This window comes from Streptomyces sp. MNU76 (genome assembly GCF_020982545.1).
In the GTDB taxonomy this organism is placed as follows: domain Bacteria; phylum Actinomycetota; class Actinomycetes; order Streptomycetales; family Streptomycetaceae; genus Streptomyces.
Window position 1 is genome coordinate 359,188 of the sequence record NZ_JAJKLK010000003.1, and the last position, 26,503, is coordinate 385,690.

Here is a 26,503-nt window from a genome sequence, read left to right on the forward strand (position 1 = left end):
TGCACGTCAGAGCTCCTTGCGTAGCGCGCCGAGAAGGGCCTCGGTCTTGCGGGCGGGCGCCGACTGGGCGCCCAGCCGGTCCATGGCCTCGCGGTAGACGACGACGTCGTCCCCCTTGTCGAGATACACCGCGCCCACCAGACCGCTGAGGTAGACGATGTCGGGCAACTCGGGAGCCCTGAACCGGAAGAGATGGAACGCACCGGCCCGCATCGCCGGGTGCGGGCCGTTGTGGAACGGCATGAGCTGGACCGTGACATGCGGCAGCCGGTTCAGCTCGATCAGATGGTCGATCTGGGCGCGCATCACGTCCGGTCCGCCGACCGGCCATCTGAGCACCGTCTCGTCCATCACCACCCACAGCCGGGGCGGCCCCGCACGGGTGAGCAGTTCCTGTCGGCGCATCCGCAGCGCCACCCGCCGTTCGGTGTCCTCCGTCGCCGCGTGCGGGTTGCCGGCGCCGAGCAGGGCACGGGCGTACTCCTCGGTCTGGAGCAGGCCGTGCACGAACTGTGCCTCGTACGCGCGGATCTGGAGCGCGGCCTGCTCCAGGCTGAGGTAGGCGGCGAACCAGTCGGGCAGGACGTCGCGGTAGGTGTGCCACCAGCCGCGTTTGTTGGCCTCGCGGACCGACTTCAGGAAGGTCTCGATCTCCTGCTGGTCCCGTACCCCGTAGACCTGGAGCAGCTTCTCGACATCCGGCAGGCGCAACCGGGCGACCTTGGCGGACTCCAGACGGCGGATCGTGGAATGGCTGACACCGATCGCCTCACCCGCCTGCTCGAAGGTCAGGCCGGCGCGCGTGCGCAACTCCTCCAGCTGTCTGCCGAGGATCATGCGCAGGACGGAGGGGGCGCCGCCCCAGTCCGTTTCCGCGGTCACGCCCACCACCCCTCATACCGTGCCACAGAGGTCATGTCGAACTCGATTACGGGTCCTGCGCGCTTTCGTTCAAAGAATGCGCGTTGTTGTGCGAGTCGCTTCGAGAGCGCAGTCTGACACGATCTTGGCTCGATCGGGGGCAACATGCGACCCGCAACTTGCAAATTTCAACTTGCTGGTTGCGAGGTGTTGTTCACGGATGCCACAGTGGACGTACCGTCACGGCCTTGGCGAACACTCGGGCCGCGCGGCCAGGTTGGGGGAGATGTGGCCGCAACTCAGCGCTGTTCGACGCGAGTTGCCAGAGCTCGTGCCGAGCGGCGAGACGGCCGTGGCACCGGCACCCCACCGGTGCGAAGGGCCAACGAAAGGCATACGGCGATGGCTCCGCCCACCCTCCCCAGTCCCCGGACCGGTTAGCCCCGACCATGTACCCACCCCTTGGCACAGAGGCGTACGAACCCCACCGCGCGGGTGTGTTCGGACTGCCCGCGGTGCCCGCCTCCGCGGGCGAGGCGCGCAGAACCGTGCGCGAGCTGCTCGACGAGTGGGAGGTGCGTCCGGAGACCCGTGAGGACGCGCTCCTGATCACCTCCGAGCTGGTCACCAACGCGTTGACCCACACGGACAGCGAGTGGATCGTGTGCCGGCTGCACTTCACCGGCCGTCGGCTGCGGATCGAGGTGGAGGACCAGAACAGCGGTCACGCACAGCCTGCCCGGCGCCGTCCGGGCCCCGACGACCAGAATGGGCGCGGACTCATGCTGGTCGGCATGCTCAGCAGCGACTGGGGGGTGCGCGACACCCCACAACGGTCCGGTCGTGTCGTCTGGGCGGAACTGCCGTCGGAGGGCCGGGAAACCGCCGAGCCCGCCCCTCCGACGGCCTCGCACGAGAGCGGAGGGTTTCCGTTGACCGACCCGTCCTGGACGTAGACGCTCCGCCGGGAGAGCCGGATACGGCGCCCGGGGCCCGCCGAGGCACGCCGTTCGGGCTAGCTGCCACGCGTCCGCCGATGCGTGCTGTGTCGGTGGGCGGCCGCGGCGCCGACGTGGCTGGTCGCGCAGTTCCCCGCGCCCTGGCGGAGCTCGCTGTCCCGTGTTCGCCGATACACGCTGTGTCGTCGTTCGTGTGTGGCGTCGTCGTGGCCGGTCGCGCAGTTCCCCGCGCCCCTTTCGGGGCGCGGGAGTCCTTCGGACGTACGCTGCCTCCACGTCAGACCGTCGTCGCTGGAGGCGCCGTGCGCAGCGAGTCCGAGATCGATGTTCTTGTGCTGGGCGGGGCGGGCGTGGACACCATCGTCTACGTGCCCGAGCTGCCGCTCCCGTTCGCCGACAGCCATCTGGTGTCGGACATCGAGACCCGGGCCGGACAGACCGGCGACCTCATGGCGGTGGCCACGCACGCGCTCGGGCTGCGCACGCACCACTTCGACCTGCTCGGTGACGACCTCCCCCAGTTCTCGACTGCGCTCGAACCGGGGGGACCCCCCCATGGAGACCTGGTCCGCGCCCTCCACCGCGACCGGGGCATCCCGCTCACCGAGGCGCCCCTGCCGGGCGGCACCCGGCGCGCGGTGAACCTGGTCGGCCCGGACGGACGCCGCTGCTCGCTCTACGACGGCAGCCGCAGCCAGGAGGTGGACGAGCTGCCCCCGGACACGGTCCGCGCGCTGGCCGGGGCCAGCCACCACGTCCACGTCTCCATCAGCCGGCTGTGCGCGGCTTCGCTGCCCGTTCTGCGCGAGCTGGGGGCACCGTCTCGACGGATCTGCACGACTGGGACGGCGTCAACCCGTACCACGAGCCGTTCGCCCTCGCCGCCGACCTCGTCTTCCTGTCGGCGGCCGCGCTCCCCGACCCGGAGAAGACCATGCGCCGCGTCAGCGAGCGGGGCCGGGCCCGGACCGTCGTCGCCACGGACGGGGCACGGGGCGCGTACCACCTCGTCGACGGCGAGCTGAGCCATGTTCCGTCGGTGGCCCCGCCGACGCCGGTCGTGGACTCCGACGGGGCGGGCGACGCCTTCGCGGCGGGTTACCTCTTCGGCCGCCTCACCGGCGAACCACCGAGTCGGTGCGCCCTCTTCGGGGCCATCGCGGGCGCGTACGCCTGCACCGTCCCCTCGACCCGCACCGACGCATCCGCCGGTCCGAACTCTTGACCAGGGCAGCCGAGTTGACCGCCTGACCCGCCGTGCGGGGCCTCAGCCCGGGCGGAGCCCCGCCGCCACCAGGCGGGCCTCCATCCTGCGGCGGGCCGCGCCGAGCACCGCCAGCAGGAGTTCCTTGCTGGAGTGGCGCTGCCGTACGTCGCAGAGCAGGACCGGGACCTCGGGCGACAGGTCGAGCGCCTGGCGGACCTGTTCGACGTCCACCTCACGCTTCCCGTCGAAGCAGTTGACGCCGACCGCGAAGGGGACGTCGCGGGACTCGAAGAAGTCGACCGCGGGGAAACAGGCGTCGAGCTTACGGGTGTCGGCGAGGACGACGGCCCCGAGGGCACCGCTGCACAGGTCGTCCCACATGAACCAGAAGCGGTCCTGTCCCGGCGTGCCGAAGAGATACAGCACCAGCTCGGGGGAGAACGTGATGCGTCCGAAGTCCAGGGCGACGGTGGTCGAGACCTTCTTCTCGACGCCCCTCATGTCGTCCACGCGTCTGCCCGCCGCGGTGATGTGCTCCTCGGTCGCCAGCGGGGTCACCTCGCTCACCGAGCCGACCATCGTGGTCTTGCCGACGCCGAAACCGCCCGCGATGAGGATCTTCAGGGCGGTGGGTACGACCGGCCCGGAGCTGACGGACACCATCCATCACCCTTTCGACGAGTTCCAGGCCCGGCCGCTCGCGCGGCTCACGCGTCCTGCACGTAACCGGAGGAGGTTTCCGAACGGGGCGCCGCGCTCAGGTACTTGCCGACCTGTTTGACCAAGGTGCCCATCTCGAAGGCCATCATGCCGACGTCCACCTCCTCCGAGGCGATCGCGGCGAGCCGCGCGCCCCGCCCCGCGGCGGTGACGAAGAGGAACGCCCGCTCCATCTGGATGACGGTCTGCTGGACCTCGCCGCCCTGGAAGTGACGGGCCACGCCCCTGGCCAGACTGTGCATGCCCGAGCCGACGGCCGACAGGTGCTCCGCGTCGTCGAACCGGATGTCCTTCGACTTGCCGATGAGAAGGCCGTCCCCGGAGAGCACGATGGCACAGTGGATCTCGGGTATGCGTTCCACGAGTCCGTCCAGCAGCCAGTCCAGTTGGGGACCGGGTCGTTCCTGCTCAGTCATGTCGTGCGTGTTCCTCACGGTCGGTCGGCGCCAGGGGCGGCGCCGGGTCGTCGGGGCGCCTGGGGCAGCGCCCGTCAGGAGGCCTCGGGACCTGGTCGGGGTGCCGGTCGGCCGTCGGTGCTGTGGGTGCCGTGGTCGTCGCGCGGTTCGGCGAGCCGGGCCCGTGTCGAGCCCCGCTGGATCGCCACCATGACGCGGGCCAGGTCCTCGGGGCTGAGCGTGTCCTCGGCGTCGTCGCCGTCGGCCGCGGAGGTGGCCTCGGGTGCGTTCTCGCGGGACCGTGGCACGGGCGGGGCGTTCCGGGCCCGCCGGGGCAGGCCCTGCGGGAGGGGCGCGGCGCCGGTCCCGCCGCGGGGCGTGTCACCGCTCATCGGGGCCGCCGGCTCGCAGCGCGTGTGGTGCTGCCGGTGGGGGTCCCGCCGCGCGACGCGGTGTGAGCGCGGGGGAGGGTGCCTGGCATCTGATTCCTCGTACGACAGTGAACGTCCGACGGCGGTGGGGGTGCGCCCGCCAGCCGCCCGGCATCCTCTGTGCCCGGCTTGACACACCGTCGGCCGAAGTCGGCGGGCGACGGAACGGTATCAGGACCCGGGGCCCGTCGTCAGCACTTGTCCGGTCCCGGACCCGCTCGACGGCCCGACCGTAACTCGTCGCCGGGCGGGCGCACTTGGCGCGGGCCTTGAGACGGCCGGAGGGTGCCGGGGGCGGAGCGGCGGAGCGGAAGGTTCCGGAGGGCTCGGGGAAAGGGGCTCAGGGAAAACTGACTTGTCGACACAGCAGCCTCGCAGGAACGGCACTTCGTGGCCACAACCATCCTCCCGGGGGGTGGCTTGAAATCTATGATGACCTGCTCAAACCCCCGCACGGGGCGCCGCGGTTTGGTATTTGGCGGTGCACAGCGTGAACACACCTTGTGTCGTCCGGGGTTTGGCTGGTCGCCAGGTCCGCCGTCGCCTGGTCCGGAGTTGAGGCAGTCGTGCAAGTTCGGCTCGGAAAGTATCAAAATGTGGACATCGCCGTACTCGTATCTCACATTTGGGCTCATAATTCAACTGTCAATGTTTCGGCCAAACCCCCTAAACGATCTTGGCGTAAGAGGTTGATTTGTAGACCATGTTCCAGTCGGTCAGACTCCCAACCGAACCATGATCGGCGCACAGCCACCGCGTCTCCCCCGGGCGCGGGTAAACGCCTAGAAGGGCTTGGCGTGGAACACGTCTTCACAACCCAGGATCACGAAGATCTGCGGCAACGCGTACGCGAGTTCGCCGAGCGGGTGGTACGCCCCCTGATACCCGAGATGGAGGCATCCCGCACCGCGCTGGTGGGGCTCTCCCGTCTGATCGCCCAACAGGGCTGGATCGGTGCCACGATCGACCCCGTTCACGGCGGCATGGGCGCGGGCCACCTCGCCAAGACCATCATCATCGAGGAACTGTCCCGGGTGAGCGGCGCGATGGGGGCCATGGTCCAGGCCTCCCAGTTGGGCGTCGCCAAGATCATCCACTTCGGCGACGACAGCCAGAAGCGGCACTGGCTGCCGAAGATCGCCGCGGGAGAGGTGCTGCCCACCATCGCCGTCACCGAGCCGGGGTCGGGGGGCCATGTGGCCGGTATGGAGAGCAGCGCGGTACGGGACGGCGACGACTACATCCTCAACGGCCGCAAGGTCTTCGTCGGCAACAGCCATGTGGGCGACGTGCACGGGGTCGTGGTGCGCACCGGACCGGGCTCGAAGGGCATGACGGCCTTCCTCGTGGAGTCCGACCGTCCCGGCTTCTCCCTGGCGCCCCAGGTGCCCTCCATGGGCCTGCACGGGTTCAGCTTCGGGGAGCTCGTCTTCGACAACTGCCGGGTGCCGGCCGCCAACCGGCTCGGCGAGGAGGGCGAGGGGCTGGCCGTCGCCTACTCCTCGTCGGTGCTCTACGGCCGCCTCAACCTGACCGCGGTGTCCCTGGGCATCCACCAGGCGGTGTTCGAGGAGACCGCGCGGTACTGCGGGGAGACCCGGCGCTACGGCAAGCCGCTCGGTCACCTGCCCAACATCAAGATCGAGCTGGGGCGGATGCTGCAACGCCTCACTCTCGCCCGGCAGAGCGCCTATCTCGCCGCGCACCTGCTGGACAACGGGCGGCCCTGCGACGTCGAGTTGATGTCCGCGAAGCTCTACAACGTCGAGGCGTCCATCGAGTCGGCCCAGGAGTCCGTCAAGATGCACGCCGCGTGCGGCCTGTTCACCGACCGCCCGTTGGAGCGCTATCTGCGCGACGCCTTCCACATCTACGCGCCCGCCGGCACCTCCGAGATCCAGGGCCTGCGGCTGGGCGAGTTCGCGCTCGGCGAGAACAAGGGCGAGTGGTCCGAACGGCTCGCCGAGCTGGTCCGTACGCCGCAGGTCGATGAGCGGCAACAGGAACCGGTCCCGGTCGGAGAACTGGTCTGAGAACCGGCCGAAACGGTTTCCGCGGGTCCGGGCGCGGCACCGCGCCCCGCGAGGGGCGCGGGGAACTGCGCGAGAGGCTCCACCGGCCCGCAGGTCGTGACGGCGCGTCACCCGGCGTGGGGAAACGCAGAGAACCGCGGACACGACGACGTGTCCGCGGTTCTCTGCGTTTCCCGGGGCCGGAACACCCCCCGGCCCGTCTCCCCTCGACCGGGACGGACCGGCGGCGCCGGATCGGCCTCAGCGGCCGCCGGCGATGGCCTGGATCCGGTCGGACATCTCCTGGGCCATGTGCTTGATGATCTCCAGTCGCTGCCGTCCCCACGTACGGGAGTCGGTGTCGACGACGCAGATCGTGCCGAGGTTCATGCCGCCCAGCGTGTCGACCAGCGGCGCCCCCATGTAGGAGCGGATGCCGATCTCGTCGACGACCGGGTTGCCCGCGAACCGCGGGTAGTCGCAGACGTCGTCGAGCACCAGGGCCGCCGTCCGCTTGACGGTGTGCGGGCAGAAACCGTGGTCCAGGCGCATCTCCCGGCTCATCGAGGTCTCGGCCGCCTGCCCCTGCGCGATGTTCACGGGGCCGGCGTCCGGCGTGTAGAGCCCGGCGAAGAACTGACGCCGGTCGTCGACGAAGTTGACCATCGCGTACGGCGCGTCCAGCTCCAGGGCCAGCCGGCGCGCGAACGCGTCGAACTCGGCCCGGGGGGTGTCGGCGAGCCCCAGCTGGGCGAGCCGCGCGGCACGCTGCGGCGCCCCCGGATCCTCGGGGGTGAGGAGCAGGCGGTCGAGCGGTGGCTCATAGGCGGAATAGGGGCTGTTCATCAGAACTCCGTTCGAGATCGGCCGAGTTGAGCTGGTGTCAACGCAGCGCGGGCGGCTGGTGCGAAGCCACGGGTGGGGTCATGGCGAGCAGATGCTGCACGAGTTCGACGAGCACGCCCGTACCGGAGCTGCAGTGCCGGGCGTCGCAGAACACGATCGGTGCGTGGGACTTCAGGCCGATGGCGTCCCGGACCTCCTCGACGGAGTACTGGTAGGCGCCGTCGAACTCGTTCACCCCCACGACGAACGGGATGCCGCGCACCTCGAAGAAGTCCACCGCGGGGAAGCACGCGTCGAGCCGACGGGTGTCGGCGAGCACCACCGCGCCCAGCGCCCCGTCGGAGAGCTCGTCCCACATGAACCAGAACCGTTCCTGCCCCGGCGTGCCGAACAGGTACAGGACATGGTCCGAGCCGAGGGTGATCCGGCCGAAGTCGAGGGCCACCGTGGTGGTGGACTTCTCCTCGATCCCGGCGAGGCTGTCCGTGCCGGCGCTGGCCGTGGTGATGACCTCCTCGGTGCTCAGCGGCGCGATCTCGCTGACCGCCCCCACGAAGGTCGTCTTGCCCACCCCGAATCCGCCCGCCACGAGGATCTTCAGGGCGGTCGGGAACGGGTCAGAGTCGTGCGCGTAGGCCATCAAGCACCGCCTCCAGAACTTCTCGGTTGGCGGCGGAGGCCGCCTCTACGGCACGGGGCGCCCGTGCGGTGAGCGCCTCGTGCTGCACCAGGTCGGACAACAGGACTTTGGTGACCGCGATCGGCAGGTTCATCCGCGCGGCCACCTCGACCACCGGCACCGGCCTGACGCACAGCCCGAGCACCATGTCGTGATCGGGGCCGAGGTCTGCGAGCGGCCGGACACCGGTGGCCATCACCAGAGTGAGCAGGTCGAAGGATGTCGAGGGTCGAGTGCGCCCGTTGCTGACGGTGAACGGCCGGACTAAGCGTCCGGCCTCCTCGTCCAGGAACAGCTCGTCCGTCATCGCGTCACATCCCCGCGCCGGACGGCGCGATGGTCGAGCGGCGGGCAGGCGTGGCCAGGAACGGCTGCACGGCCCGGATGAGCATGCCCATCTCGTAGCCGAGCGTCTCGGTGTGCGTCGACGCGTCCGCGGTGACCGCCAGCACGGCGCCGTGGCCCGCGGAGGCCACGATGAGGATGCCGTTGTGCAGCTCCACGATGACCTGGCGCACGGTGCCGCCGTTGCCCAGCACCCTGTCGTGACCGAAGGAACGGCCCAGGGAGTTGAGCCCGGAGGCTATCGCGGCCAGCCGGTCGGCGTCGTCGGTGCTCAGATCCACATGTGCCTTGCTCAAGCCGTCGGACGAGAGCAACAGGACCTGCCGGGTACCGGGAACGGTCTTCTTGAGGTTGTCCAGCAGCCAGTCGATGTTCTGCCCGGTGGGGTGGCTATCGCTCACCATGGTGGGGTTCTTCTCCTTGCGGTTGGGGCGAGGCCCAGCGCGCGTCGTCGACGGGGATCGCGTCGGAGGTCGCGCCGGCGAGACCGAAGCCTCGATTGATTCCGGCCAGGAGGCCGGGGCTGAAGTTCAGCTCCTGCTCGGTGGTGTCGGGACGTGGCAGGGGGCCCTGGCGGAGTTCGGGCGCCAGGTGCTCCATCGCACGCCGCTTGGGCAGGTTCGGCCTGCCGGACGCGCCGGATCCGTGCGGGGCGGCCGTCGGGCGGTCGTACCCGGAGGGGCGGTACTCCGACCGTACGTCGGAGACGGGCTGGGCCTGCTCGTGCCGGGCGGCCGCCGGGGCGCGCGGGCGCGGCCGAACGCTGCGGTATGCCCGGCGGGGACCGGGGTGGGAGGCGGTGCGGGCCGGGGAGCCGCGTGCGCGTGCGACGGTGCGGCGGCCGGGGAGCCGCGTGCGGTGAGGGCTGCCAGGCGGGCGGGGCGTCTGCGCCGGCCGGGGCGGCGGGCGGCCGTGCCTGGACCGGGGCCTGCACGGGGGCCTGCCCCTCCTCGTCGCCCAGCAGACCCTGCGGAAGCACCAGGATCGCCTGCACACCGCCGTAGATGTTGCCCTGCAGCTGGACCGCGATGCCGTGCCGACGGGCCAGCGAGGAGACCACGAACAAACCGATCCGGCCGTCGGCGAGCAGCTTGGCGACGTCGATGCGGGCCGGGTCGGCGAGCAGGGTGTTGATCCGGTCCTGGTCCTCCTGGGGTATGCCCAGGCCGCGGTCCTCCACCTCGATGGCGATGCCGGCGGTCACCCGGCGGGAGCGCAGGAGGATCTGGGTGTCGGGGTGGGAGAACATCGTGGCGTTCTCGACCAGCTCGGCCAGCAGGTGGATGACGTCGGCGACCGCGTGGCCGCGCAGCGTGCCCTCGATGGGCGGCACCAGTTTGACGCGGGAGTACTGCTCGACCTCGGCGATGGAGGAGCGCAGCACCTCGGTCAGGGTCACCGGGTTCGTCCACTGGCGCCGGGAGACCGCCCCGCCGAGCACCGCGAGGTTCTCGGCGTGCCGGCGTATTCGGGTGGCCAGGTGGTCGATGCCGAAGATCCGGCGGAGCAGGTCCGGGTCCTCGACCTGGTTCTCCAGGTCGTCCAGTTCACGGATGGTGCGGTGCACCAGCGACTGGAGCCGGCGGGCCAGGTTGACGAAGACCTCGACCTTGTCGCTGTTGTCGTCGGAGGCCGCCTGGAAGTAGCTCGCCGCCCAGACGAGGGCCTCCCGGGCCCGGTGCTGGGCCTCGGTGACGTCGTACTCCAGCTTCTGGTACGGGTCCTCGCCGCGTGGGGCCTGGTAGGCGAAGCCGCGCGAGAGCAGCTGTTCGCCGCGCTTGAGGCGGGTCAGGTCCTCGTCGAGCGCCCAGTTGCCGTTGGTGATGGCCTGGCGCAGCGACTCGGCGCGCCGCGCGTCCGACCTCGCCCGCTTCCTGGCCGACAGCACGGCTCCGGCCAGACAGCCGCAGCCCAGGACCGCACCGCCCGCCAGCACTCCCCAGGTGGCGGCGTCGGCCGTGCCGTCCTGGAGCCGCAGGACCGTGCCCGTGACGGCGGTGGATATTCCGGCCATGAATGCGGCCGGGAGAACGGCGAGCCGTGTCAGTCGGGACTGTGCTGCGGAGGAGTTCGCGGAATCCGACACCCCGGGCTTTCCGTGCCGGTGACGGGACGGGGGAGTGGTGGTGTCCCGCCGACCGTGATCCGGGGTCGTTGCGAAGGGTGGGGGTTCAGGCATCGGAGTCCTCTCGATCAGCCAGTACGCGACAGAGTAGCGAAGAACGTCAACTATCTGACCAGCGGTCCTAGACGCTCAGGGGAGGTCTGTCACCTGAGGTGCCGTCAGCGCGGCAAGGGTCTGCGACGCCTTTCTACCGTCTCCGCGCAAGGCGGCGCCGGTGCAGTTCTTCACACCTCCGTCACGGCGTCGCGCCGACTGTGAAAGAGGGGCTGCCGGGAGGGGGGTCACCTGCGGATTCGGCCGTTCCGGGCGTCGTTCCCGGCCGTGGCGAACGCATGATTCTCGCCATCAGGCGGTGCGTTGCCTCGTGTCAACGACCGCCCGGACGAGCGGAGTCGGGTGCGAACGAGGCGAGGTCGCACACCGTGGGCACGACGCGCTCCAGGAACATTCACACCACGAGGGCCGGAAAGCGGCCAGGGGTCGATCGTCGGCCATGCTTTGATCAAAATTTAGACTTCATCGGAACGATACGGCAGTCCGGTGTGAGAACCTACTCACAGGTGGCTCCAGTTGTCCTGATCCCGCCCGAACTCCCTGGTCATCAGGCGGAGTTGCGTCAGCGTATGCTCTGTCGCATCTCCCGGGGGCTGACGCCGTAGCGTCGCCGGAAGGCCGTGCTCAAGGCGCTCGCCGAGGAGAATCCCGCGGCGTAGGCGAGGTCGGTGATCGTCAGGTGCTCGCACTCCGCGCACAGCAAGCGGTCCCGGACCAGGCGCAGCCGCTCCTCCCGGATCAGCTCACGGGGCGTGGTGCCCGCTTGCTGCAGGGCCAGTTGGATCTGGCGCAGCGACCAGCCGAGGGCGCGCGCCACCGCCGTACCCGTGAGATTCGGATCCGCCGCGTGGTCGCGCACATAGCGGCGGACCATCGCCTCCACCTCGCCCAGCTGCCCGGGGACGTCGGGGCGGTCGTCGCCGGCGGCCAGCATGCACACCAGCTCCACCACCCGGTCGGAGACGGCGTTGAACTCCGGGTCGGTGAGGTGCTCGCGCTCCTCGTGCAACCCCGTCAGCATCGAGCCGACGATACGGCCGAGACCGGTCGCGAGGTTCAGTCCGCTGGCCACCGGTGACCTGGTGTTGAGCCGGCCGTCCACCTCGCGGGCCGGGATGGTGAAGATGAACGCGTCGATGGCGTCGCTCTGCAGGCACTGGAACGGTGAGGCGAAGGTGACCAGCGCGGCCGTGCCCGGGGTCAGCCGGGCCTCCTCGCCCTCCTGCCGCAGCACGATCTCACCGCTCATCGGCAGCAGCAGCCGGTAGTCCTCGTCGGGATCCTGGCGTACCTGACGCATCGTGCGGGTGTACTCGATCTCGTCGGACCGGTACTTCACCAACTGATACGTGTCGGTGCGCTGCCGGAGCGTCTCGCCGCGGAAGTTCTCCGCCCGCGCGTATCTGAAGCCCATCCGGGACTGGTACGAGCCGATCTGCTCGGTCCAGAAGTCGGCCCGCTCGCGCGGGGCCAGCTCCTCGGTGGTCAGCGCCTCGACGCTGTAACTTCCCGCGGGCAACGCTCTCCCTCCTTGGTGCGGGCCCCCGACGATGTCCTCGTTGTCTTGTACGGTCCCCCGTACGAGAATCTTCAACTTCTGCTTGATCAAAGACAGTTACCGTCCGGTCGGACACGGAGGGCACCCTAGCGTGGCAAGCGGTTGCCGTGCCGCCCGGCCGAGTGGCTGAATATGCCTTTGGGAACCTCTCCCTTCGCGTCACGCCCCTTGCGCCACTCCTGCGCCCTGTGACAACTTCCCTGCGCGTCACGGAAAGTGCCCGTGCGGTGGCGCCGCTAGCGTCGTGCGCTCCGTCAACTCCCGCCGGCGTCCCGGGACCCTCCGACGCCGGGGGACTTGAGGACGTTAGGACTCGTACTTCATGACCGAACCGATATCGCAGGCGGTGATCTGGGCCCTCGCGGCAGCCCTGTTCGCCACCGCCGTACTCCTGCTGCGCCAGCACGGGATCACCAGGCGACAGCGCGGAAGGAACGCCGATCTGGCCGATGACGTGCGGGCCCGGGACGAGGAGCTGCGCCATCTGGTCACGGTCCGCCTGCCGGCCCTCGCCGACCACCCCGGCCAGAGCGTGCCCGGCGTCGGACCGCTCGACGGCCGTCTGGCCGGTACGGACTTCGGCAAGGGCCTCGACGAGGTGCTCGCCCGCTTCTCCGGCGCCGTCGAGCACGCGCAGCACCGGGCCGACCAGTCCGCCAAGGCCGCGCTCAAGGCGTCCATGCGCTCCATCCAGGCCCTCGCCAACGAGCAGCAGATGTCCATCTCCGAGATGCAGGAGCGGCACGACGACCCCGACGTGCTGCGCGACCTCCTCGAAGTCGACCACACCAACGCCCAGTTCGGGCGGCGCGCCCAGGCCATCGCCGTCCTCTGCGGCTCCTGGCCGGGCCGGCAGCGGGCCACCTCCCCGCTCGTCGAGGTCGCCCGGGGCGCCACCTCGCGCATCCGCGACTACCGGCGCGTCCGCGTCCACGGCCAGGTCGACCTCGCGGTGGAGAGCCGCGCCGTGGAACCGGTCGTCCTCGTGCTCGCCGAGCTCCTCGACAACGCCGCCCGGCACTCCCAGCCCAACACCACCGTCGAGGTCAACGTCCAGACCGTGCACAACGGCGCCTGCGTGATCGTCGACGACGCCGGTGTCGGTATGGACGCCCACGGCGTGCGGCGCGCCACCCTGCTGCTCTCCGGCGACGCCGAGGTGGACGTCACCCGCCTCGACGACCCGCCCCAGTTCGGCTTCGCCGTCATCGGGATGCTCGCCCGGCGCTACGGATTCACCGTCTCCGTGGACACGCGCTCCCCGTACGGCGGTGTCCGCGCCGTCGCCTTCCTGCCCACCGCGCTGCTCACCCACGTGGACCCCGCCGCCCCGGAGCCGCGACTCGCCCGTACGCCCGTGACCGAGGCCGCCCCCGGCCCCCGCCCGGCGACCGTCGAGACCGCCCCCGCCGCGACCACCGAGGGCGGACTGCCCAAGCGCCGTCGACGCACCCCCAGGCGGACCGGCGCCCCGGAACCGGAGCCCGTGGCACGGGCCGAGGAGCCCCCCGGCCGCTCTCCCGAGGAGAACGCCCGCCTCATGGGCGCCTTCGCCCGCGGCACCCGGTTCGGCCGCGCGGCGGGACGCATCCTCGACGAGGAGGAGTACGTGCCGAACCGCGACGGTGACCGCGACCGCGACCGCGACCGCGACGGTGACCGTGACGGTGATCGCGCCGCGGCGCCCACCCCCCACCAGAACGAAGGGACCCCCCACGCATGATCGAGCCCACGAACAACGAGCTGGGCTGGATGCTCGACGACGTGCTGAAGGTCCCCGAGGCGCGGCACGCCATCCTGCTCTCCGCCGACGGCATGCTTCGCGCCCACTCCGCCGACATCGACCGCGACGACGCCGAGCGCCTCGCCGCCGGGCTCTCGGGGCTGCAGTCCATCAGCCGCAGCACCTCCGAGTTCTGCGGCCCCGCCGACCGCCCGTGGCGACAGACCCTGATCGAGTTCGGACACGGCTTCGTCTTCCTCGTCGCGGCCGGCGAGGGCGCCTATCTCGCGGTCTCCACCGGCGACGAGGTCGACATGGAGGCGGTGACGTACCGCATGCACAAGCTCGTCGACCGCCTCGGCAAGGAACTGACCAGCCCGGCACGGCTGGACACGGGCAGCAGGGCATGACCCCCCGCCGGCCACGGGGGCGACTGGTGCGGTCGTACGTCGTCACCGACGGCCGCGCCCACCCGACCCGCAACACCCTGGACCTGGTCACGCTGCTGGTCGCCGCGACCGATCTGCCGCTGACCGGGCTCAGTCCGGAGAAGCGCCGGATGATGGACCTGTGCCGGCCCGGCTCGCTCTCCCTGGCCGAGGTGGCGAGCCGTCTGGAACTGCCGGTCAGCGTGACCAAGGTGCTGGTCGCCGACCTCATGGACAGCGGCCACATCGTCACCCGCGCCTCGTCCCCCGCGCTCGAACAGGCTCGCGCGGGTGCCTCCCTCCCGGCCGCCCGGCCGTCCGACGCGAACATCCTCCAGGAGGTCCTCGATGGGCTCCGCGCCCGCCTCTGACGACGTCTATCTGCGGCCCACGGTGAGAACGGCGGCCAAGCTGCTGGTCGTCGGTCACTTCGCGGTCGGCAAGACCACGTTCGTCGGCACGCTCTCCGAGATCCGGCCGCTGCGCACCGAGGAGGTCATGACCGAGGCCGGCGCGCTCGTCGACGACCTCGCCGGCACCCGTGACAAGACCACCACCACGGTCGCCATGGACTTCGGGCGGCTCACCCTCGACGACTCCCTGGTGCTCTACCTGTTCGGCACCCCCGGACAGCAGCGCTTCACCAGGCTCTGGCAGGACATGACCCGCGGCGCCCTCGGCGCGCTGGTCCTCGCCGACACCCGCAGGCTGTCCCACTCCTTCGAGGTGATGGGCGTCCTGGAGGAGCTCGACCTGCCGTACGCCGTCGCCGTCAACGACTTCGACGGCGCGCCCGTGCACGGCCTGGACGAGGTGCGCGAAGCGCTCGACCTGCTGGACGAGACGCCGCTGGTGCGCTGCGACGCCCGTGACCCGGACTCCTCCACCCGGGCGCTGATCGCCCTCGTCGCATACCTCCTGGACCGCAAGACCGAACTGGAGCCCGCGTGACCCCCGCACCGCAGTCCGGTCCCTCCGACCCTCTCGGTCCATCCGGCACATCCGACACATCCGGCCCGTCAGGTCCATCCGGTCCGCCGCCGGGTTGTCCGGCCCACCAGCCCATGTACGGGCCGGAGTTCGCCGCCGACCCGGCCGCGTTCTACAGGAGGGTGCGCGCGACCGGCCCGACCGCACCCGTCGAGCTGGCCCCCGGCGTACGGGCCACGCTGGTCACCTCCTACGACGCCGCCCTGCACGTGCTGCGCAGCACGGAGACCTTCTCCAAGGACCCACGCCGCTGGAACGACCTCGCGGACGGAACCGTCCCCCCGGACAGCCCTGTCGTCCCGATGATGATGTACCGGCCCAACGCCCTGTTCTCCGACGGGGAGGAGCACCGGCGGCTGCGCGGTGCCATCACCGACAGCATCGCCCGCGTCGAGCCCAACACCCTGCGCGGCTATGTCGAACGCAGCGCCGACACCCTCATCGACCGGTTCGCGCCCATGGGCGAGGCGGACCTCCTGGGGGAGTACGCCCAGGTGGTGCCCCTGCTGGTCTTCAACCACCTCTTCGGCTGTCCGGCCGAGCTGGGGCTGAAGCTGGTCGAGGGCATGTCCGGCATCTTCGACGGGGTGGACGCCGAGCGCGCGAACGAGCTGCTCACCACCACGCTCTTCGAGCTGGTCATGCTCAAGCGGAAGCAGCCCGGGGCCGACGTGACGTCCTGGCTCACCCTGCACCCGGCGGGACTCACCGACGAGGAGATGATCCACACCCTCGTCGTGCTCATGGGCGCGGGCACCGAGCCGCAGCAGAACCTCATCGCCAACGCGCTGCGGCTGCTGCTCTCCGACGACCGGTTCGCCGGTGATCTGTCCGGGGGCAGCCTCCCCGTGGAGGACGCGCTCGACGAGGTGCTGTGGACCGATCCGCCGATGGCCAACTACGCCGTGCACTACCCGAAGCGGGACGTGGTGTACGAGGGCGCGCTGCTGAGGGCCGGCGATCCGCTGGTCGTCTCGCTGGCGGCGGCCAACACCGACCCGGCCCTGACGAGCGATCAGCGGACGGGCAACCGGGCCCACTTGGCGTGGAGCGCGGGCCCGCACAACTGCCCCGCGCAGAGCGAGGCCCGGCTGATCGCGTCGGTGGCGGTGGAGAAGCTCCTGGACCGGCTGCCCGACGTCGATCTCGCCGTGCCCGTGGAGGCGTTGGAATGGCGCCCGGGCCCCTTCCACCGGGCCCTGGCGGCACTGCCGGTGACCTTCCCGCCGACGACGACGGTGGTCACGCAGCCCCCACGCCCCAGGCCGGCCACCCCGAACCGCCCCCAGGGCCCGAACGGCACCCCGGCCCCCGCCCCGCCCGCCCGAGAAACGGCTGGTCCCGCCTACTGGCCTGGTGGCGCGGAGAGTAGGGGGCCGCGCCCCCGGCGGTGGCAACCCGGGCCGGGAAGAGGCGGCAGGGCCGGCGCCGGGCTTCGTCAGGTGCGGCGGACCGGTAGGTGGCGGTGACCGTTGGAGATGAAGGACTCCACGTGACCCAACTGGTCCTCCGTGGCCACCAGTTCCAGTGCCGGGAAGCGGGCGAAGAGTGCCGGGAGTGCGATGCGGGCCTCCAGGCGGCCGAGCGGCGCGCCCAGGCAGTGGTGGACCCCGTGGCCGAAGGCGAGGTGTTCCTTGTCGGCCCGGGTGACGTCGAAGGCGTCGGCCTCCTTCCCGTGCCGCTCGGGGTCGCGTCCGGCGGCGGCGTACGCGGCCAGGATCGGCTCACCCTTGGCGATCACCACCCCCTCGGGCCCGCCCAGCTCGGCGAGGGCGAGGTCCTCCACGGCGTAGCGCAGCGGCAGGCTCGCCACCGGCGCCTGCGTCCGTAGCGTCTCCTCGATCACGTCGTCCCAGGTCGCCCGGCCCTCCCGGACATGGGCGAGCTGCTCGGGGTGGGTCAGCAGGGCGTGGACGGCCTGGTCGAGGAGGTTGACGGTGGTCTCGTGCCCGGCACTGATCATCAGCACCAGCGTGTCGATGAGTTCTTGCTCGCTGAGCCGGGTCTCGTCCTCGTCGCGGGCGGAGATCAGCCCGGAGGTGAGGTCGTCGCCGGGCGACTCCCGCTTGGCGGCGACGAGTTCGGCCAGCACGGCCTGCAACCGCCCGAACGCGGCGGTCATCTCACCGGGATCGGCGGAGGTGTCGAAGATCCTGTCCACCAACTCCCGCAGTTCCAGACCCCGTTCCTCGGGCAGCCCGAAGAGTTCGGTGATCACCTGGATCGGCAGCGGATAGCAGAACTCCTCCCGCAGATCGACGGTCCCGGCGCGCCCGAAGCCCTCCTCGATCCGGTCCAGCAGCCCTTTGGTGATCTCCTCGATACGCGGCTGGAGGGCGTTGGTGCGGCGCGCGGTGAACGCCTTGGCGACCAGCGTGCGCAGCCGTTTGTGGTCCCCGCCGTACGCGGTGAACATGTTCTGCACGGCGACCCAGGTGAACAGCGGCCACTCCGGCGTGATCTCACCGGCGGCGAACCGCGGCCAGTGCTGTCGCGCGTCCTTCGACACCCGGGGGTCGGTGAGCAGCCGCTTGAGCAGCTCGGGGCTGCTGACGGCCCAGGCCTCGACGGCCGGCGGCCCCGGCAGCACGACCCGGGTCGCCGGACCCGTCTCGCGGATGCGGGCGGCCTCGCCGTGGATGTCACGGCCGGTCGGGTCGATCACTAAGGGGCTCGGGTGGCCCATGGGGGTCCTCCTGGGTCGAAGACGGTCCAACAGCGCAACGTGCAAGCCCGGTCACGCTACGGCTCGACGGCACGGCCGGGCGAGATCGTGTCCCGCGCGCTGCGTACGACGGCAACTTCCCTGCGCGTACTCGCAAGTCGGCCGCGGAGACCGCTCCTAGGATCGGGCCCACCCCCCCCATGAAGAGCCGGTGAGTTCCATGATGGTCAGCAGGGCCCCGCGCTGGATGTGTGCCTACAGTCCCGAAGTACGCACCGTGCCCGCCGGGCGGTGGTGGAACGCCGTACGGGTGCCGGTGGCCCTCGGCGCGCCGGCCCTCGCGTCCCTCGGGGACGAGAGCGGCGCCGTCATCAAGGACGGCTACGGCGGCATCATGTACTGGCTGGTCCCGCCGGGCGACGCGTCCGCCTGGCACCTGCCCGACGTCCAGGTCCTCGGCCGGGGCAGTCACGTGGCCGTCCCGCCGCTACGCCGTACCGCCGGCCCCGGCCTCTACTGGCGCGTCCCGCTCACCCACGACACCTACTGGACGAACACGGCCCGGCTGCACCGGGCGCTGACGACAGCGTCGGCTCCCCTGTGAACGCCGAACCCCGCACCCCCCAGGGGCACGGGGAACCGCGCGAACCACCACAACGGCCGGTACCCGCCGAACAACCGCGACTACCCGAGCTCTGCGGCATGCTTCTCCGACTTCTCCGAAGCCCGCGCCGCCTTCTCCGCCCGCTTCGCCGACCGCTTCTGCCGGGGTTCCTGATCGGGCAGCCAGCCGAAGGCCAGCGTGCTGCCCACCGCCCCCATCAGCAGTCCGACGACGAACCCGCCGATGTTGGACGTGAGCCACGTGCCCAGCGAGAGCATGATCCCGAGGATGGAGTAGAACAGGCGCTGAGCGGGATTGAAGATGATCAGCAACCCGCACACGATCATCAGCGAGGGCAGGAGATAGCCCGCCAGCCCCTGCATGCCGATCTTCAGGATGACCGGGAGCGGCGCCTTCATCGTCAGCAGGATCTCGGCGCCGCCCAACGCCAGCAGCAGACCACCGGCGAACGGTCGGTGACCTCTCCATTCCCGGAAGTCGCTCACTAGTCGCAGCCCTCGCTCCGGAAGTTCATGTGCAGGTCGGGGAGCTTGAAGACGGCAGCCGTGGCGGCGTAGTTGTGCTGGTACAGGTCGGTGATCGTGACCGTGTCGGCCTGCTGGCCGTAGACACCGGGCTGACCCTTCTGGTCCACCTTGTCGAACGTGCTGGAGTCACGGCCGATCTCGATGTTGTTGAACGAGGCGTCACCCGAGATGTCGTCGGAGTCGATCGCCAGGTTCTTCACGCTCACCGGCGTGCCCTTGTTGCCGGCGGTGAGGACCAGCTGGATGCCGCCGAGGTCCACGCTCTGGCAGAGGTTCGTCAGCTTGCCGTTCTTCACGACCGAGGTCACGACCAGCACCTGACCGCCGGTGTCACCCTCGTTCGGGCTGTTCTCGATCATGTGGTCCAGCGCGCCGAACTGGGCGAAGCCCTCGCCGTCGAGCTTGTCGGCGGTGACGACGAACGGCATGCCCGAGATGGCGAACTGGACACCCAGAGCGCCCTGCGCGGTCATGATCATCAGACCGGCGGCGACCGCCGTGGCCGGCACCGCCATCACCGCGGCGCGCTTCAGACGGACCCGCCCGCGTCTGCCGGACGCTTCGGGACCCTCGGGTCTTTCGTTGGTGGACGCCGTGGCGTCCGAGGACGAGGCCATGTGTGCTCCCTGGACTTCCAAGTCATTGCAGTTGGGGCAACGGCACGTTGTCCTGGCGCGGACAGCGGTTGCGGCGCACGCCCGAGAGCACCTCCCGTGGTGCAAGGGCTTACTTGCTACGCCGCAGTAGCCATTCGGGAAGTTACCGGTGGTTACTTTCAAGGGTCAAGGTGCTTGTGGCAAAAGGATGTTGGTTGTGCCGCCCCTGTGAAAGATGAACATCTCTCACCTTCGGTTTTGTCTCCGGAGGCCACTGATCTCGGCCAACTCCGAAGCCCTGCTTGGCCATCAACTTGCTTGCGATGCCTTGACGTTGACTCTTCTTCAGGTCTACAACTCTCCCGGGTTTCCCCCACGGATCCGTGGCGCCGGATCCGACGCGCAGCGCCTGTCACCGTCCCGAACGCCCCGTCGCCGACGGGGCGTGGTGACCCACCTGAACGTGCTGCGCGGCCCACGCAGCACCACCCCTCGCCGCGGTGCCGGGCACGGTCGCCTTCCCTCCACTGGGCCGTGTCCCGGTCCCCGGCTGTCGCTGCCGGTCCGTCACGTACGGAGAAGGCGTGCCACGGATCGGCGGCGACCGTACGGCGCCGTGCGGCATCGCCGCGTTCCCCCGCGCGAACGGTGACCACTCGCGCGCCATCACCGCAGTCCACGCACCGTCGAGGGCTGTCACCCGCACTTGCCGAGGGCCCGACCGGCCCTCGCTTCCCGAGAAGAGGCACCCCCATGCGTACGCGATCCCTCCTTGCCCTCGCCGCCGGCACCGCCGCCCTGCTGGTGTCGGCCGTCAGCCCCGCCTCCGCCGCGGACACCGTGCTCACCACCGGCGGCCCCGCCGGTGACGCGGTCGCGGTCGGCGACGTCCTGAGCGCCTCGCTGGCCTCCGGCACGGCCGCCACGTTCCGCTCCAGCGCGACCGGGACGAGCGGCGTCTCCTGTGCCGCGTCGACCTTCACCGCCACGGTCACCGACAACCCGGCGGCGCCCGGCACGGCCACCGAGGCCGTGGACGCCCACACCTTCGGCAGCTGCACCAGCAACGTCTTCGGTGTGACCGGCGTCACCAGTGTCACCGTCAACAACCTGCCCTACACCACCTCCGTGACCTCCGACGGCGTCGTCACGGTCAGCCCGGCCTCGGGCTCGGTCATCCAGACCACCGTCGTGCTGCGCACGCTGCTGGGCACCATCAACTGCGTCTACCAGGCGCCCAGCATCACCGGCACCTCCAACAACACCGACAACAGCATCAACTTCACCGCCCAGGCCTTCACCAAGACCTCGGGCTCCTCGCTGTGCTTCGCCAACGGCTACTTCACGGCGAAGTACGCGCCCGTCACGGACACCGCCCAGGGCGGCGCGACGGTCTTCACCAACTGACCGCACCAGCAGGTCGGTCACCGGTCCGGCGGTCGGTGACCGGCCCGAGGCGCTGACCGGTCGTCCGGCCGGCGCCTCGATCGGCGGCCCGGTCGCTTGCCCGATCAGCCGTCGACGCGAGAGCGGCGCCCTCGTCCGCGGAGGAGGAGGGCGGCGCCCACGGTGAGCACCAGGACCGTGGCGCCGCCCGCCACCAGCGGTACGGAGGTGCCGCTTTCGTCGGTCGTGGAGGCGACGGGACTGCCGACGTCGGCCGCCCGCGCCTCGCCCCCGGCGTCGTCGGGGCCGGCGGCCGGTGCCTCGGTGGACGGTGTCGGCGTCGGCGCTGTCGTCGCGGGCCGGGGCTTCTCCTCGCTCGCCTTCCCGGTGGCCGGCTTCCCGGCCGCGGTCTCCTCGTCCTCGGCCAGTGTCCCGTCCGAACTCCCGCCGTCCGAACCGGAGTCGGCCTGTTTCGCCTTCGGGAACACCACGTCCGAGCACGAGTAGTAGGTGTCGACCGTGCTCGTGTTCTGCCAGATCGTGTAGAGCACATGGTGCCCGGCCCGATCGGCCGGCAGCTTCGCCGAGAACCGGTACGAGCCGTTCCGCAGCGGCGGGTCGGTGAGCGAGGCGAACGGCTCCTCGGGCAGATCGGACCACTTCAGCGGCTTCGTGGGGTCGTACCCCGGCTTCGTCAGGAACAGCTTGAAGGTGCCGGTGTGCGGGATCGTCGACCGGTACGTCAGATCCAGCGTGGCCCCGGGGGAGAGGCGGGTCGAGGGCCAGTCGGCGCGGGCCAGGTCGAGCCCCTGGTAGGCCGCGAGCCCTCCGCTGCACAGCCGTCCGTCGGGGACGACCTCCCGGTCCCGCCCGTACACACCGGCGATCCGCATGTTGTCCCACGCGGTGAAGGGCGCCCCGTTCGCGGCGACGGCGGCCTCGCACGCCGCCGTGCCCTGACTGTCCCCCTCCGGCGAGCACGCCGAGACCCGGCTCACCGGATCCGTCGGCGCACCGTGCGCAAAAGCTGGTCCGGCGGCGCCCACGGTGAGAAGCAGAGGGGCCACCGCGGTGGCCGCGGCGGCCATGACGACGGCGCGGCGGCCGGTGCCACGACGGGCGGTCGCGCGGTGGGCGGACAAGCGGTACATCCGTACGTCCGATCCATGGAGGTCGAGGGCTGACGGTCGGTGCACCGTGTCGTACGGGACCCATGAGCGCCGCGTTCAACGCCCCGAGCCTGTTCGACCGGCCGGATCCGGCCGGCGGGCCGTGCGGCGGCAGAGCGACGGCAAAACCGGCGAAGCGGCACATCGAGCCCCGACTCCCGGGCGGCGTAGGGGAGTTCCCCGGGGGTCGAGGGTTTTCCCCGTATCCGCATGACCTGGGCTTTGCCTAATGTCATCGCACAGCCGAACCATAGGTAACCCCTGGTGGGACGGCCCGCGCTTGGCCGGTTTCTGCGCCAACCCTTTCCGGACCCCCCGCCGCTTCGATGAAGAAGCGCTTCACCGCCGGCTCCTCCCCTGACATGAGCAGGCCACGAAAGGCGAAGCCCTTGCGTACTTCCCCCTCTCGTACCGCAGGACGGAAGCTCATCTCCGTCGCCGCGGTCTCCGTCACCCTGGTGGCGGGCATGACCTCCTCGGTCGCCGTCGCCCAGGCCCCGTCCGTGAAGGCGGACGCCGCCGCCCCCGCCGTGGCCGGTGCCACCGAGGCCGCGCCCGGCACTGTCGCCGAGCGCCTGATCGTCGGCTACAAGTCCGGCGCCGCCGAGGCCACTTCGAACAAGGCTGCCGACGCCGATGCCGTCGCCAAGGGCAAGAAGGCCGGCGAGAGCCTCGACTTCCAGCGCCGGCTCGGCAGCGGTGCCGCCCTGGTCGACCTGGGCGACGACCTCACCAAGACGGACGTCGCCGACGTCATCTCCGAGTACCAGGCCGACCCGCAGGTCGCCTATGTCGTCCCGGACCGCCTGAACAAGGCGCTGGCCACCCCGAACGACACCGAGTACACCAAGCAGTGGGACCTCTACGAGTCCACGGCTGGCATGAACCTGCCAGGCGCCTGGAACAAGACCACCGGTTCCGGTGTGACGGTCGCCGTCATCGACACCGGTTACGTCGCCCACTCGGACCTCGCCGCGAACATCGTCGGCGGCTACGACTTCATCGCCGACACCAGCGTCGCCAACGACGGCAACGGCCGCGACAGCAACCCGGCCGACCCGGGCGACTGGACCGCGGCGGGCGAGTGCGCCGCGGGCGAGCCTGCCAGCACCTCCTCCTGGCACGGCACCCACGTCGCCGGCACCATCGCCGCCGTCACCAACAACAGCAAGGGCGTGGCCGGTGTCGCCTACGGCGCCAAGGTCTCCCCGGTGCGGGTCCTCGGCAAGTGCGGCGGCTACGACTCCGACATCATCGACGCCATCACCTGGGCGTCCGGCGGCACCGTCTCCGGCGTGCCCGCCAACACCAACGTCGCCAAGGTCATCAACATGAGCCTCGGAGGGGGCGGCGCCTGCACCTCCGCGACCCAGACCGCGATCAACGCCGCCGTCAACCGCGGCACCACGGTCGTCGTCGCGGCGGGCAACAGCAACGCCAACGCGGCCAACTACTCGCCGGCCAGCTGCAACAACGTGATCTCGGTGGCGGCCACCAACCGCGCCGGCTCCCGCTCGTACTACTCCAACTACGGCTCGGTCGTCGACATCGCGGCCCCCGGCGGCGAGACCCGCACCGTCGAGACCGGCGGCATCCTGTCCACGCTGAACGCGGGCGCCTCGACCCCCGGCAGCGAGTCGTACGACTACTACCAGGGCACCAGCATGGCCGCCCCGCACATCGCGGGCCTCGCCGCGCTGGTGAAGTCGGCGAGCTCCGCGCTGACCCCGGCCCAGATCGAGTCCGCGATCAAGACCAACTCGCGTGCTCTGCCGGGTACTTGCTCGGGCGGCTGCGGCGCCGGCCTCGCCGACGCGGCCAAGACGGTGCAGGCGGTGACCGGTGGAGGTTCCACGGGGGGCACCACCTTCACCAACACCACGTCCCTGTCCATCCCGGACAACGGCGCGGCGGTCGAGTCCTCGATCTCCGTCACCGGCCGCACGGGCAACGCCCCCTCGGCCCTCCAGGTCGGCGTGGACATCACCCACACCTACCGCGGTGACCTGGTCCTGGACCTGGTGGCCCCCGACGGCTCGACCTACCGTCTGAAGAACTCCAGCTCGGACTCCGCGGACAACCTGGTCACCACCTACTCGGTGAACGCCTCCAGCGAGGTCGCCAACGGCACCTGGAAGCTGCGCGTCCAGGACGTCGCCGCAGTGGACACCGGCCGGCTGAACAGCTGGCAGCTGACCTTCTGAGTCCCGGGCCGTCAGGCCCGTGATTCCGGCCGAACGGCCGGACCCGATGGACCGCCACCCCCCACTGCCGGCGGCCGACCGATGCGAGCGGGCATCGGTCGGCCGCCGGCGCATGTACGCCGGGCGTTAGCGTATGCGCATGGCGACAGAGAAGTCCGAGGAAGCGAAGCACGCGCCGGCCGGGGGATTCGGTGCGGCCCCGGTCATGACGGTGTGCCCCCGCTGCGGCGCCTCGGGGCCGTCGGTGCGCACGGTTCCCGATGCCTGCGCCGCCCCCGACTCCCCGGGCTCCGGCCTCTCCGACCGGCTGGCGAAGGCCCCGGGCGTGGAGTCGAGGTTCGACAGCTTCACGCACTTCCTGGAAGGCATGGTCCTGGCCTTCGTCTGCGCGGGCCTCGCCCGGCACGGAGTCCAGAACGACAAACCCCTCTTCACGATCGGCGGCGCCGCCCTCGCCGTCCTCCTCTTCGTCGGCACCCTCTGGGTGGTCCGGGGCGAGGCCCGCGAACGCGCCACCGTCGCCGCGGGCAGGCCCCGCGCCGAGGAGCTCTGGACCGCCGCCTGCCACTGCGCGTCCTGCGAGTCCGTCTTCTACTCCACCGGCAGCCCGTGGCCGGGTCCGCTGACGACGGACCAGTTCCGCAAGTACGTCTGGACCGAGGCCGGCTTCACCAAGCAACTCGACGAGAAGCTGAAGCAGGTGGAACTGCCGCCCACACCCGCCGGCCCCACCGCCCCCTGAGGGAGCCCACGGCCATGCCTGACACCCCGCCCCGCCCCGGTCGTCCGCGGCGACGACCCGGCCTCCTTCCCGCACAGCGTCCTCGCCGAACGGCACCCCGCCCTCATCCGCAAGGTCCAGGACGCCACGCCCTACGGTCCACAACAGCGCCGCGCGCTGGACGAGTTGCTGCACGACACGCTCCACGGCACCGTCGCGCCACCGGCCGCCGACGACTGGTGGGACACCTGGGACGCCCGCCGCTATGCCGGCCGCTCCTGGTTCTCCCTCCCCTTCCTGGCCGCCGAGAGCTGCTTCTACCGCCAACTCCTCGGCGCCGTCGGCTACTTCGACCCCGGCCCCTGGCAGGGAGTCGACCCGTTCCGCCCCTTCAAACTGGCCGAACTGGAGACCCCCGAGGCCGCCGCCGAACTCACCGCCCTCGGCCCCCTGGCGGAACGCCCCCTGCCCGACCAGCTCGACGCCCTCCTCCACGGCTCCCTCTGGGGCAACCGGGCGGACCTCGGCTTCCGTCTCCAGAGCACTGAGGAGAAGGCCACCGACTCCCCGTTGGTCGCGGACGACAGCGACGCTCTCCTCTCCCTGCTGTCCGGCTCCGCCGGCCGCACGCTCTGCCTGGTGGCCGACAACGCGGGCCGCGAACTCATCCCCGACCTGCTGCTCGTCGACCACATCCTCACCCACGGCCACTTCGACCGCGCCCTGCTGCACCTGAAGCCGTACCCGTACTTCGTCTCGGACGCCACCACCGCCGACACCCTGGACGCGGTGCGCCACCTGATCGCGGCGAAGACGGACGCCGGGCATCGACTGCACGCGGCGCTCCGCGAAGGCCGCCTGGTCCTGCGCGCCCACCCCTTCTCCTGCGCCCCGCTGCCCTACGCGGACATGCCCGCCGACCTGCGCGCGGACTTCGCCTCCGCCGACCTGACCGTGATGAAGGGCGACCTCAACTACCGCCGCCTGGTGGGCGACCGCCTCTGGCCCCCACCACCCCTTCGCGGAGGTCACTTCCTATTCCCGGCCCCCGTGGCGGCCCTGCGCACCCTCAAGTCGGACGTCATCACAGGCCTGACCCCAGAAACGGAAACCGCCCTCACGACAACGGAGGGCCACCACTGGCGCACGAGCGGCACGAGGGCCGTGATCCAGCTGAGCACCTGAACCCCGAGGAGCGGAGCTCCTCAAGGGGCGCGGGAAACTGCGCGACCAGCCCCCACCGGACGGACGTCTGGGGGTCGCAGGGGCGAAACCCC

At 70.8% G+C, this 26,503-nt stretch carries 26 protein-coding genes and 1 pseudogene; 13 read left to right on the forward strand and 14 right to left on the reverse strand.

The annotated features are described in order from the left end of the window. Nucleotides 1–6: 6 nt before the first annotated feature. A complete protein-coding gene (locus E4N62_RS07930) occupies nucleotides 7–882 on the reverse strand; it encodes a helix-turn-helix transcriptional regulator (RefSeq protein ID WP_230213194.1) in 876 nt (291 codons plus the stop codon). 476 nt (nucleotides 883–1,358) lie between these two features. On the opposite strand from E4N62_RS07930, the gene E4N62_RS07935 reads away from it, so the two are divergent. Together E4N62_RS07935 and E4N62_RS07940 are read left to right on the forward strand one after the other, a co-directional pair. Next, the gene (locus E4N62_RS07935) at nucleotides 1,359–1,817 is read left to right on the forward strand and encodes an ATP-binding protein (RefSeq protein ID WP_230213196.1); all 459 of its coding nucleotides are present in this window, start codon (nucleotides 1,359–1,361) and stop codon (nucleotides 1,815–1,817) included. Nucleotides 1,818–2,122: 305 nt separating this feature from the next. Then, nucleotides 2,123–3,071: pseudogene (locus E4N62_RS07940) on the forward strand (adenosine kinase). A gap of 16 nt (nucleotides 3,072–3,087) precedes the next feature. On the opposite strand, the gene E4N62_RS07945 reads toward E4N62_RS07940, so the two are convergent. The 3 genes from E4N62_RS07945 to E4N62_RS07955 all read right to left on the reverse strand — a co-directional run bounded on the left by E4N62_RS07945 (nucleotide 3,088) and on the right by E4N62_RS07955 (nucleotide 4,534). Further along, nucleotides 3,088–3,690 (reverse strand): ATP/GTP-binding protein, encoded by a 603-nt coding sequence (locus E4N62_RS07945; protein WP_230213198.1) that lies wholly within the window; start codon nucleotides 3,688–3,690, stop codon nucleotides 3,088–3,090. A gap of 44 nt (nucleotides 3,691–3,734) precedes the next feature. Then, entirely contained in the window at nucleotides 3,735–4,163 is a 429-nt protein-coding gene (locus tag E4N62_RS07950) for a roadblock/LC7 domain-containing protein (RefSeq protein WP_230213200.1), read from the reverse strand. 74 nt (nucleotides 4,164–4,237) lie between these two features. Then, nucleotides 4,238–4,534 carry a hypothetical protein gene (locus tag E4N62_RS07955; protein ID WP_230213203.1) on the reverse strand — a complete coding sequence of 99 codons (297 nt, stop codon included), beginning with the start codon at nucleotides 4,532–4,534 and terminating at the stop codon, nucleotides 4,238–4,240. Nucleotides 4,535–5,370: 836 nt separating this feature from the next. On the opposite strand from E4N62_RS07955, the gene E4N62_RS07960 reads away from it, so the two are divergent. Continuing rightward, nucleotides 5,371–6,606 carry an acyl-CoA dehydrogenase family protein gene (locus E4N62_RS07960; protein ID WP_230213205.1) on the forward strand — a complete coding sequence of 412 codons (1,236 nt, stop codon included), beginning with the start codon at nucleotides 5,371–5,373 and terminating at the stop codon, nucleotides 6,604–6,606. Between the two features lie 240 nt (nucleotides 6,607–6,846). Here the strand turns inward: E4N62_RS07960 and E4N62_RS07965 are convergent, their stop codons facing one another. The 6 genes from E4N62_RS07965 to E4N62_RS07990 all read right to left on the reverse strand — a co-directional run bounded on the left by E4N62_RS07965 (nucleotide 6,847) and on the right by E4N62_RS07990 (nucleotide 12,153). Beyond that, complete coding sequence (locus tag E4N62_RS07965) at nucleotides 6,847–7,431, reverse strand: GAF domain-containing protein (RefSeq protein ID WP_230213207.1); 585 nt, start codon at nucleotides 7,429–7,431, stop codon at nucleotides 6,847–6,849. 37 nt (nucleotides 7,432–7,468) lie between these two features. Continuing rightward, the gene (locus E4N62_RS07970) at nucleotides 7,469–8,071 is read right to left on the reverse strand and encodes an ATP/GTP-binding protein (protein WP_184900608.1); all 603 of its coding nucleotides are present in this window, start codon (nucleotides 8,069–8,071) and stop codon (nucleotides 7,469–7,471) included. After that, nucleotides 8,049–8,417, reverse strand: a complete 369-nt coding sequence (locus E4N62_RS07975; protein WP_033529367.1) for a DUF742 domain-containing protein — start codon at nucleotides 8,415–8,417, stop codon at nucleotides 8,049–8,051. Before E4N62_RS07975 ends, E4N62_RS07970 begins: the two co-directional genes overlap by 23 nt. Before the next feature lie 4 nt (nucleotides 8,418–8,421). After that, nucleotides 8,422–8,859, reverse strand: coding sequence for a roadblock/LC7 domain-containing protein (locus E4N62_RS07980; protein ID WP_184900610.1), 438 nt, complete (start codon nucleotides 8,857–8,859; stop codon nucleotides 8,422–8,424). After that, nucleotides 8,853–10,541 (reverse strand): sensor histidine kinase KdpD, encoded by a 1,689-nt coding sequence (locus E4N62_RS48600; protein WP_230213209.1) that lies wholly within the window; start codon nucleotides 10,539–10,541, stop codon nucleotides 8,853–8,855. The genes E4N62_RS07980 and E4N62_RS48600 overlap by 7 nt, the downstream gene beginning before the upstream one ends. Before the next feature lie 655 nt (nucleotides 10,542–11,196). Further along, nucleotides 11,197–12,153, reverse strand: coding sequence for an AraC family transcriptional regulator (locus E4N62_RS07990; RefSeq protein ID WP_230213210.1), 957 nt, complete (start codon nucleotides 12,151–12,153; stop codon nucleotides 11,197–11,199). A 361-nt stretch (nucleotides 12,154–12,514) separates the two neighbouring features. Between E4N62_RS07990 and E4N62_RS07995 the strand changes: the two genes are divergently transcribed. The 5 genes from E4N62_RS07995 (at nucleotide 12,515) to E4N62_RS08015 (ending at nucleotide 16,802) form a co-directional block, all read left to right on the forward strand. Next, the gene (locus tag E4N62_RS07995; protein ID WP_230213213.1) at nucleotides 12,515–13,915 is read left to right on the forward strand and encodes an ATP-binding protein; all 1,401 of its coding nucleotides are present in this window, start codon (nucleotides 12,515–12,517) and stop codon (nucleotides 13,913–13,915) included. Beyond that, nucleotides 13,912–14,325, forward strand: coding sequence for a roadblock/LC7 domain-containing protein (locus tag E4N62_RS08000; protein WP_033529364.1), 414 nt, complete (start codon nucleotides 13,912–13,914; stop codon nucleotides 14,323–14,325). Before E4N62_RS07995 ends, E4N62_RS08000 begins: the two co-directional genes overlap by 4 nt. After that, entirely contained in the window at nucleotides 14,322–14,714 is a 393-nt protein-coding gene (locus E4N62_RS08005) for a DUF742 domain-containing protein (protein WP_230213215.1), read from the forward strand. Before E4N62_RS08000 ends, E4N62_RS08005 begins: the two co-directional genes overlap by 4 nt. Further along, nucleotides 14,692–15,294: an ATP/GTP-binding protein gene (locus tag E4N62_RS08010; RefSeq protein WP_230213217.1), complete on the forward strand. Its 603-nt coding sequence runs from the start codon at nucleotides 14,692–14,694 to the stop codon at nucleotides 15,292–15,294. The genes E4N62_RS08005 and E4N62_RS08010 overlap by 23 nt, the downstream gene beginning before the upstream one ends. Nucleotides 15,295–15,407: 113 nt before the next feature. Beyond that, the gene (locus E4N62_RS08015; protein ID WP_230213219.1) at nucleotides 15,408–16,802 is read left to right on the forward strand and encodes a cytochrome P450; all 1,395 of its coding nucleotides are present in this window, start codon (nucleotides 15,408–15,410) and stop codon (nucleotides 16,800–16,802) included. Here the strand turns inward: E4N62_RS08015 and E4N62_RS08020 are convergent. Next, nucleotides 16,772–18,019 (reverse strand): cytochrome P450, encoded by a 1,248-nt coding sequence (locus E4N62_RS08020; RefSeq protein WP_230213221.1) that lies wholly within the window; start codon nucleotides 18,017–18,019, stop codon nucleotides 16,772–16,774. The two genes, E4N62_RS08015 and E4N62_RS08020, sit on opposite strands and share 31 nt — an antisense overlap. A 199-nt stretch (nucleotides 18,020–18,218) precedes the next feature. Here E4N62_RS08020 and E4N62_RS08025 point away from each other — a divergent pair, with 199 nt between their 5' ends. Next, nucleotides 18,219–18,602 (forward strand): hypothetical protein, encoded by a 384-nt coding sequence (locus E4N62_RS08025; protein WP_230214062.1) that lies wholly within the window; start codon nucleotides 18,219–18,221, stop codon nucleotides 18,600–18,602. Between the two features lie 80 nt (nucleotides 18,603–18,682). Here E4N62_RS08025 and E4N62_RS08030 read toward each other — a convergent pair whose 3' ends face one another. Together E4N62_RS08030 and E4N62_RS08035 are read right to left on the reverse strand one after the other, a co-directional pair. Continuing rightward, nucleotides 18,683–19,108: a DUF6114 domain-containing protein gene (locus E4N62_RS08030; RefSeq protein WP_230213223.1), complete on the reverse strand. Its 426-nt coding sequence runs from the start codon at nucleotides 19,106–19,108 to the stop codon at nucleotides 18,683–18,685. After that, entirely contained in the window at nucleotides 19,108–19,767 is a 660-nt protein-coding gene (locus E4N62_RS08035; RefSeq protein ID WP_184900622.1) for a DUF6230 family protein, read from the reverse strand. The genes E4N62_RS08030 and E4N62_RS08035 overlap by 1 nt, the downstream gene beginning before the upstream one ends. A gap of 732 nt (nucleotides 19,768–20,499) precedes the next feature. Between E4N62_RS08035 and E4N62_RS08040 the strand changes: the two genes are divergently transcribed. Beyond that, nucleotides 20,500–21,153 (forward strand): Tat pathway signal sequence domain protein, encoded by a 654-nt coding sequence (locus E4N62_RS08040; RefSeq protein ID WP_230213226.1) that lies wholly within the window; start codon nucleotides 20,500–20,502, stop codon nucleotides 21,151–21,153. A 104-nt stretch (nucleotides 21,154–21,257) separates the two neighbouring features. Here E4N62_RS08040 and E4N62_RS08045 read toward each other — a convergent pair whose 3' ends face one another. Further along, on the reverse strand, nucleotides 21,258–22,283 hold the full coding sequence (locus E4N62_RS08045; protein WP_374116953.1) for a lytic polysaccharide monooxygenase: 1,026 nt from the start codon (nucleotides 22,281–22,283) through the stop codon (nucleotides 21,258–21,260). A 407-nt stretch (nucleotides 22,284–22,690) separates the two neighbouring features. On the opposite strand from E4N62_RS08045, the gene E4N62_RS08050 reads away from it, so the two are divergent. The 3 genes from E4N62_RS08050 (at nucleotide 22,691) to E4N62_RS08060 (ending at nucleotide 26,411) form a co-directional block, all read left to right on the forward strand. Further along, nucleotides 22,691–24,505, forward strand: a complete 1,815-nt coding sequence (locus tag E4N62_RS08050; protein ID WP_230213228.1) for a S8 family serine peptidase — start codon at nucleotides 22,691–22,693, stop codon at nucleotides 24,503–24,505. A gap of 139 nt (nucleotides 24,506–24,644) precedes the next feature. Next, entirely contained in the window at nucleotides 24,645–25,247 is a 603-nt protein-coding gene (locus tag E4N62_RS08055; protein ID WP_308184879.1) for a hypothetical protein, read from the forward strand. 18 nt (nucleotides 25,248–25,265) lie between these two features. Next, nucleotides 25,266–26,411 (forward strand): damage-control phosphatase ARMT1 family protein, encoded by a 1,146-nt coding sequence (locus tag E4N62_RS08060; protein WP_230214064.1) that lies wholly within the window; start codon nucleotides 25,266–25,268, stop codon nucleotides 26,409–26,411. Nucleotides 26,412–26,503 lie beyond the last annotated feature (92 nt).

What these genes read in the sequence shown, in the direction of transcription:
- E4N62_RS08035 (WP_184900622.1), bottom strand. Translation starts at nt 19,767, where the DNA reads ATGGCCTCGTCCTCGGACGCCACGGCGTCCACCAACGAAAGACCCGAG.
- E4N62_RS07950 (WP_230213200.1), bottom strand. Translation starts at nt 4,163, where the DNA reads ATGACTGAGCAGGAACGACCCGGTCCCCAACTGGACTGGCTGCTGGAC.
- E4N62_RS07970 (WP_184900608.1), bottom strand. Translation starts at nt 8,071, where the DNA reads ATGGCCTACGCGCACGACTCTGACCCGTTCCCGACCGCCCTGAAGATC.
- E4N62_RS07945 (WP_230213198.1), bottom strand. Translation starts at nt 3,690, where the DNA reads ATGGTGTCCGTCAGCTCCGGGCCGGTCGTACCCACCGCCCTGAAGATC.
- E4N62_RS08025 (WP_230214062.1), top strand. Translation starts at nt 18,219, where the DNA reads ATGATGGTCAGCAGGGCCCCGCGCTGGATGTGTGCCTACAGTCCCGAA.
- E4N62_RS07965 (WP_230213207.1), bottom strand. Translation starts at nt 7,431, where the DNA reads ATGAACAGCCCCTATTCCGCCTATGAGCCACCGCTCGACCGCCTGCTC.
- E4N62_RS07975 (WP_033529367.1), bottom strand. Translation starts at nt 8,417, where the DNA reads ATGACGGACGAGCTGTTCCTGGACGAGGAGGCCGGACGCTTAGTCCGG.
- E4N62_RS08000 (WP_033529364.1), top strand. Translation starts at nt 13,912, where the DNA reads ATGATCGAGCCCACGAACAACGAGCTGGGCTGGATGCTCGACGACGTG.
- E4N62_RS07980 (WP_184900610.1), bottom strand. Translation starts at nt 8,859, where the DNA reads ATGGTGAGCGATAGCCACCCCACCGGGCAGAACATCGACTGGCTGCTG.
- E4N62_RS08020 (WP_230213221.1), bottom strand. Translation starts at nt 18,019, where the DNA reads ATGGGCCACCCGAGCCCCTTAGTGATCGACCCGACCGGCCGTGACATC.
- E4N62_RS08010 (WP_230213217.1), top strand. Translation starts at nt 14,692, where the DNA reads ATGGGCTCCGCGCCCGCCTCTGACGACGTCTATCTGCGGCCCACGGTG.
- E4N62_RS07995 (WP_230213213.1), top strand. Translation starts at nt 12,515, where the DNA reads ATGACCGAACCGATATCGCAGGCGGTGATCTGGGCCCTCGCGGCAGCC.
- E4N62_RS08015 (WP_230213219.1), top strand. Translation starts at nt 15,408, where the DNA reads ATGTACGGGCCGGAGTTCGCCGCCGACCCGGCCGCGTTCTACAGGAGG.
- E4N62_RS07955 (WP_230213203.1), bottom strand. Translation starts at nt 4,534, where the DNA reads ATGAGCGGTGACACGCCCCGCGGCGGGACCGGCGCCGCGCCCCTCCCG.
- E4N62_RS08045 (WP_374116953.1), bottom strand. Translation starts at nt 22,283, where the DNA reads ATGTACCGCTTGTCCGCCCACCGCGCGACCGCCCGTCGTGGCACCGGC.
- E4N62_RS08055 (WP_308184879.1), top strand. Translation starts at nt 24,645, where the DNA reads ATGGCGACAGAGAAGTCCGAGGAAGCGAAGCACGCGCCGGCCGGGGGA.
- E4N62_RS08005 (WP_230213215.1), top strand. Translation starts at nt 14,322, where the DNA reads ATGACCCCCCGCCGGCCACGGGGGCGACTGGTGCGGTCGTACGTCGTC.
- E4N62_RS08040 (WP_230213226.1), top strand. Translation starts at nt 20,500, where the DNA reads ATGCGTACGCGATCCCTCCTTGCCCTCGCCGCCGGCACCGCCGCCCTG.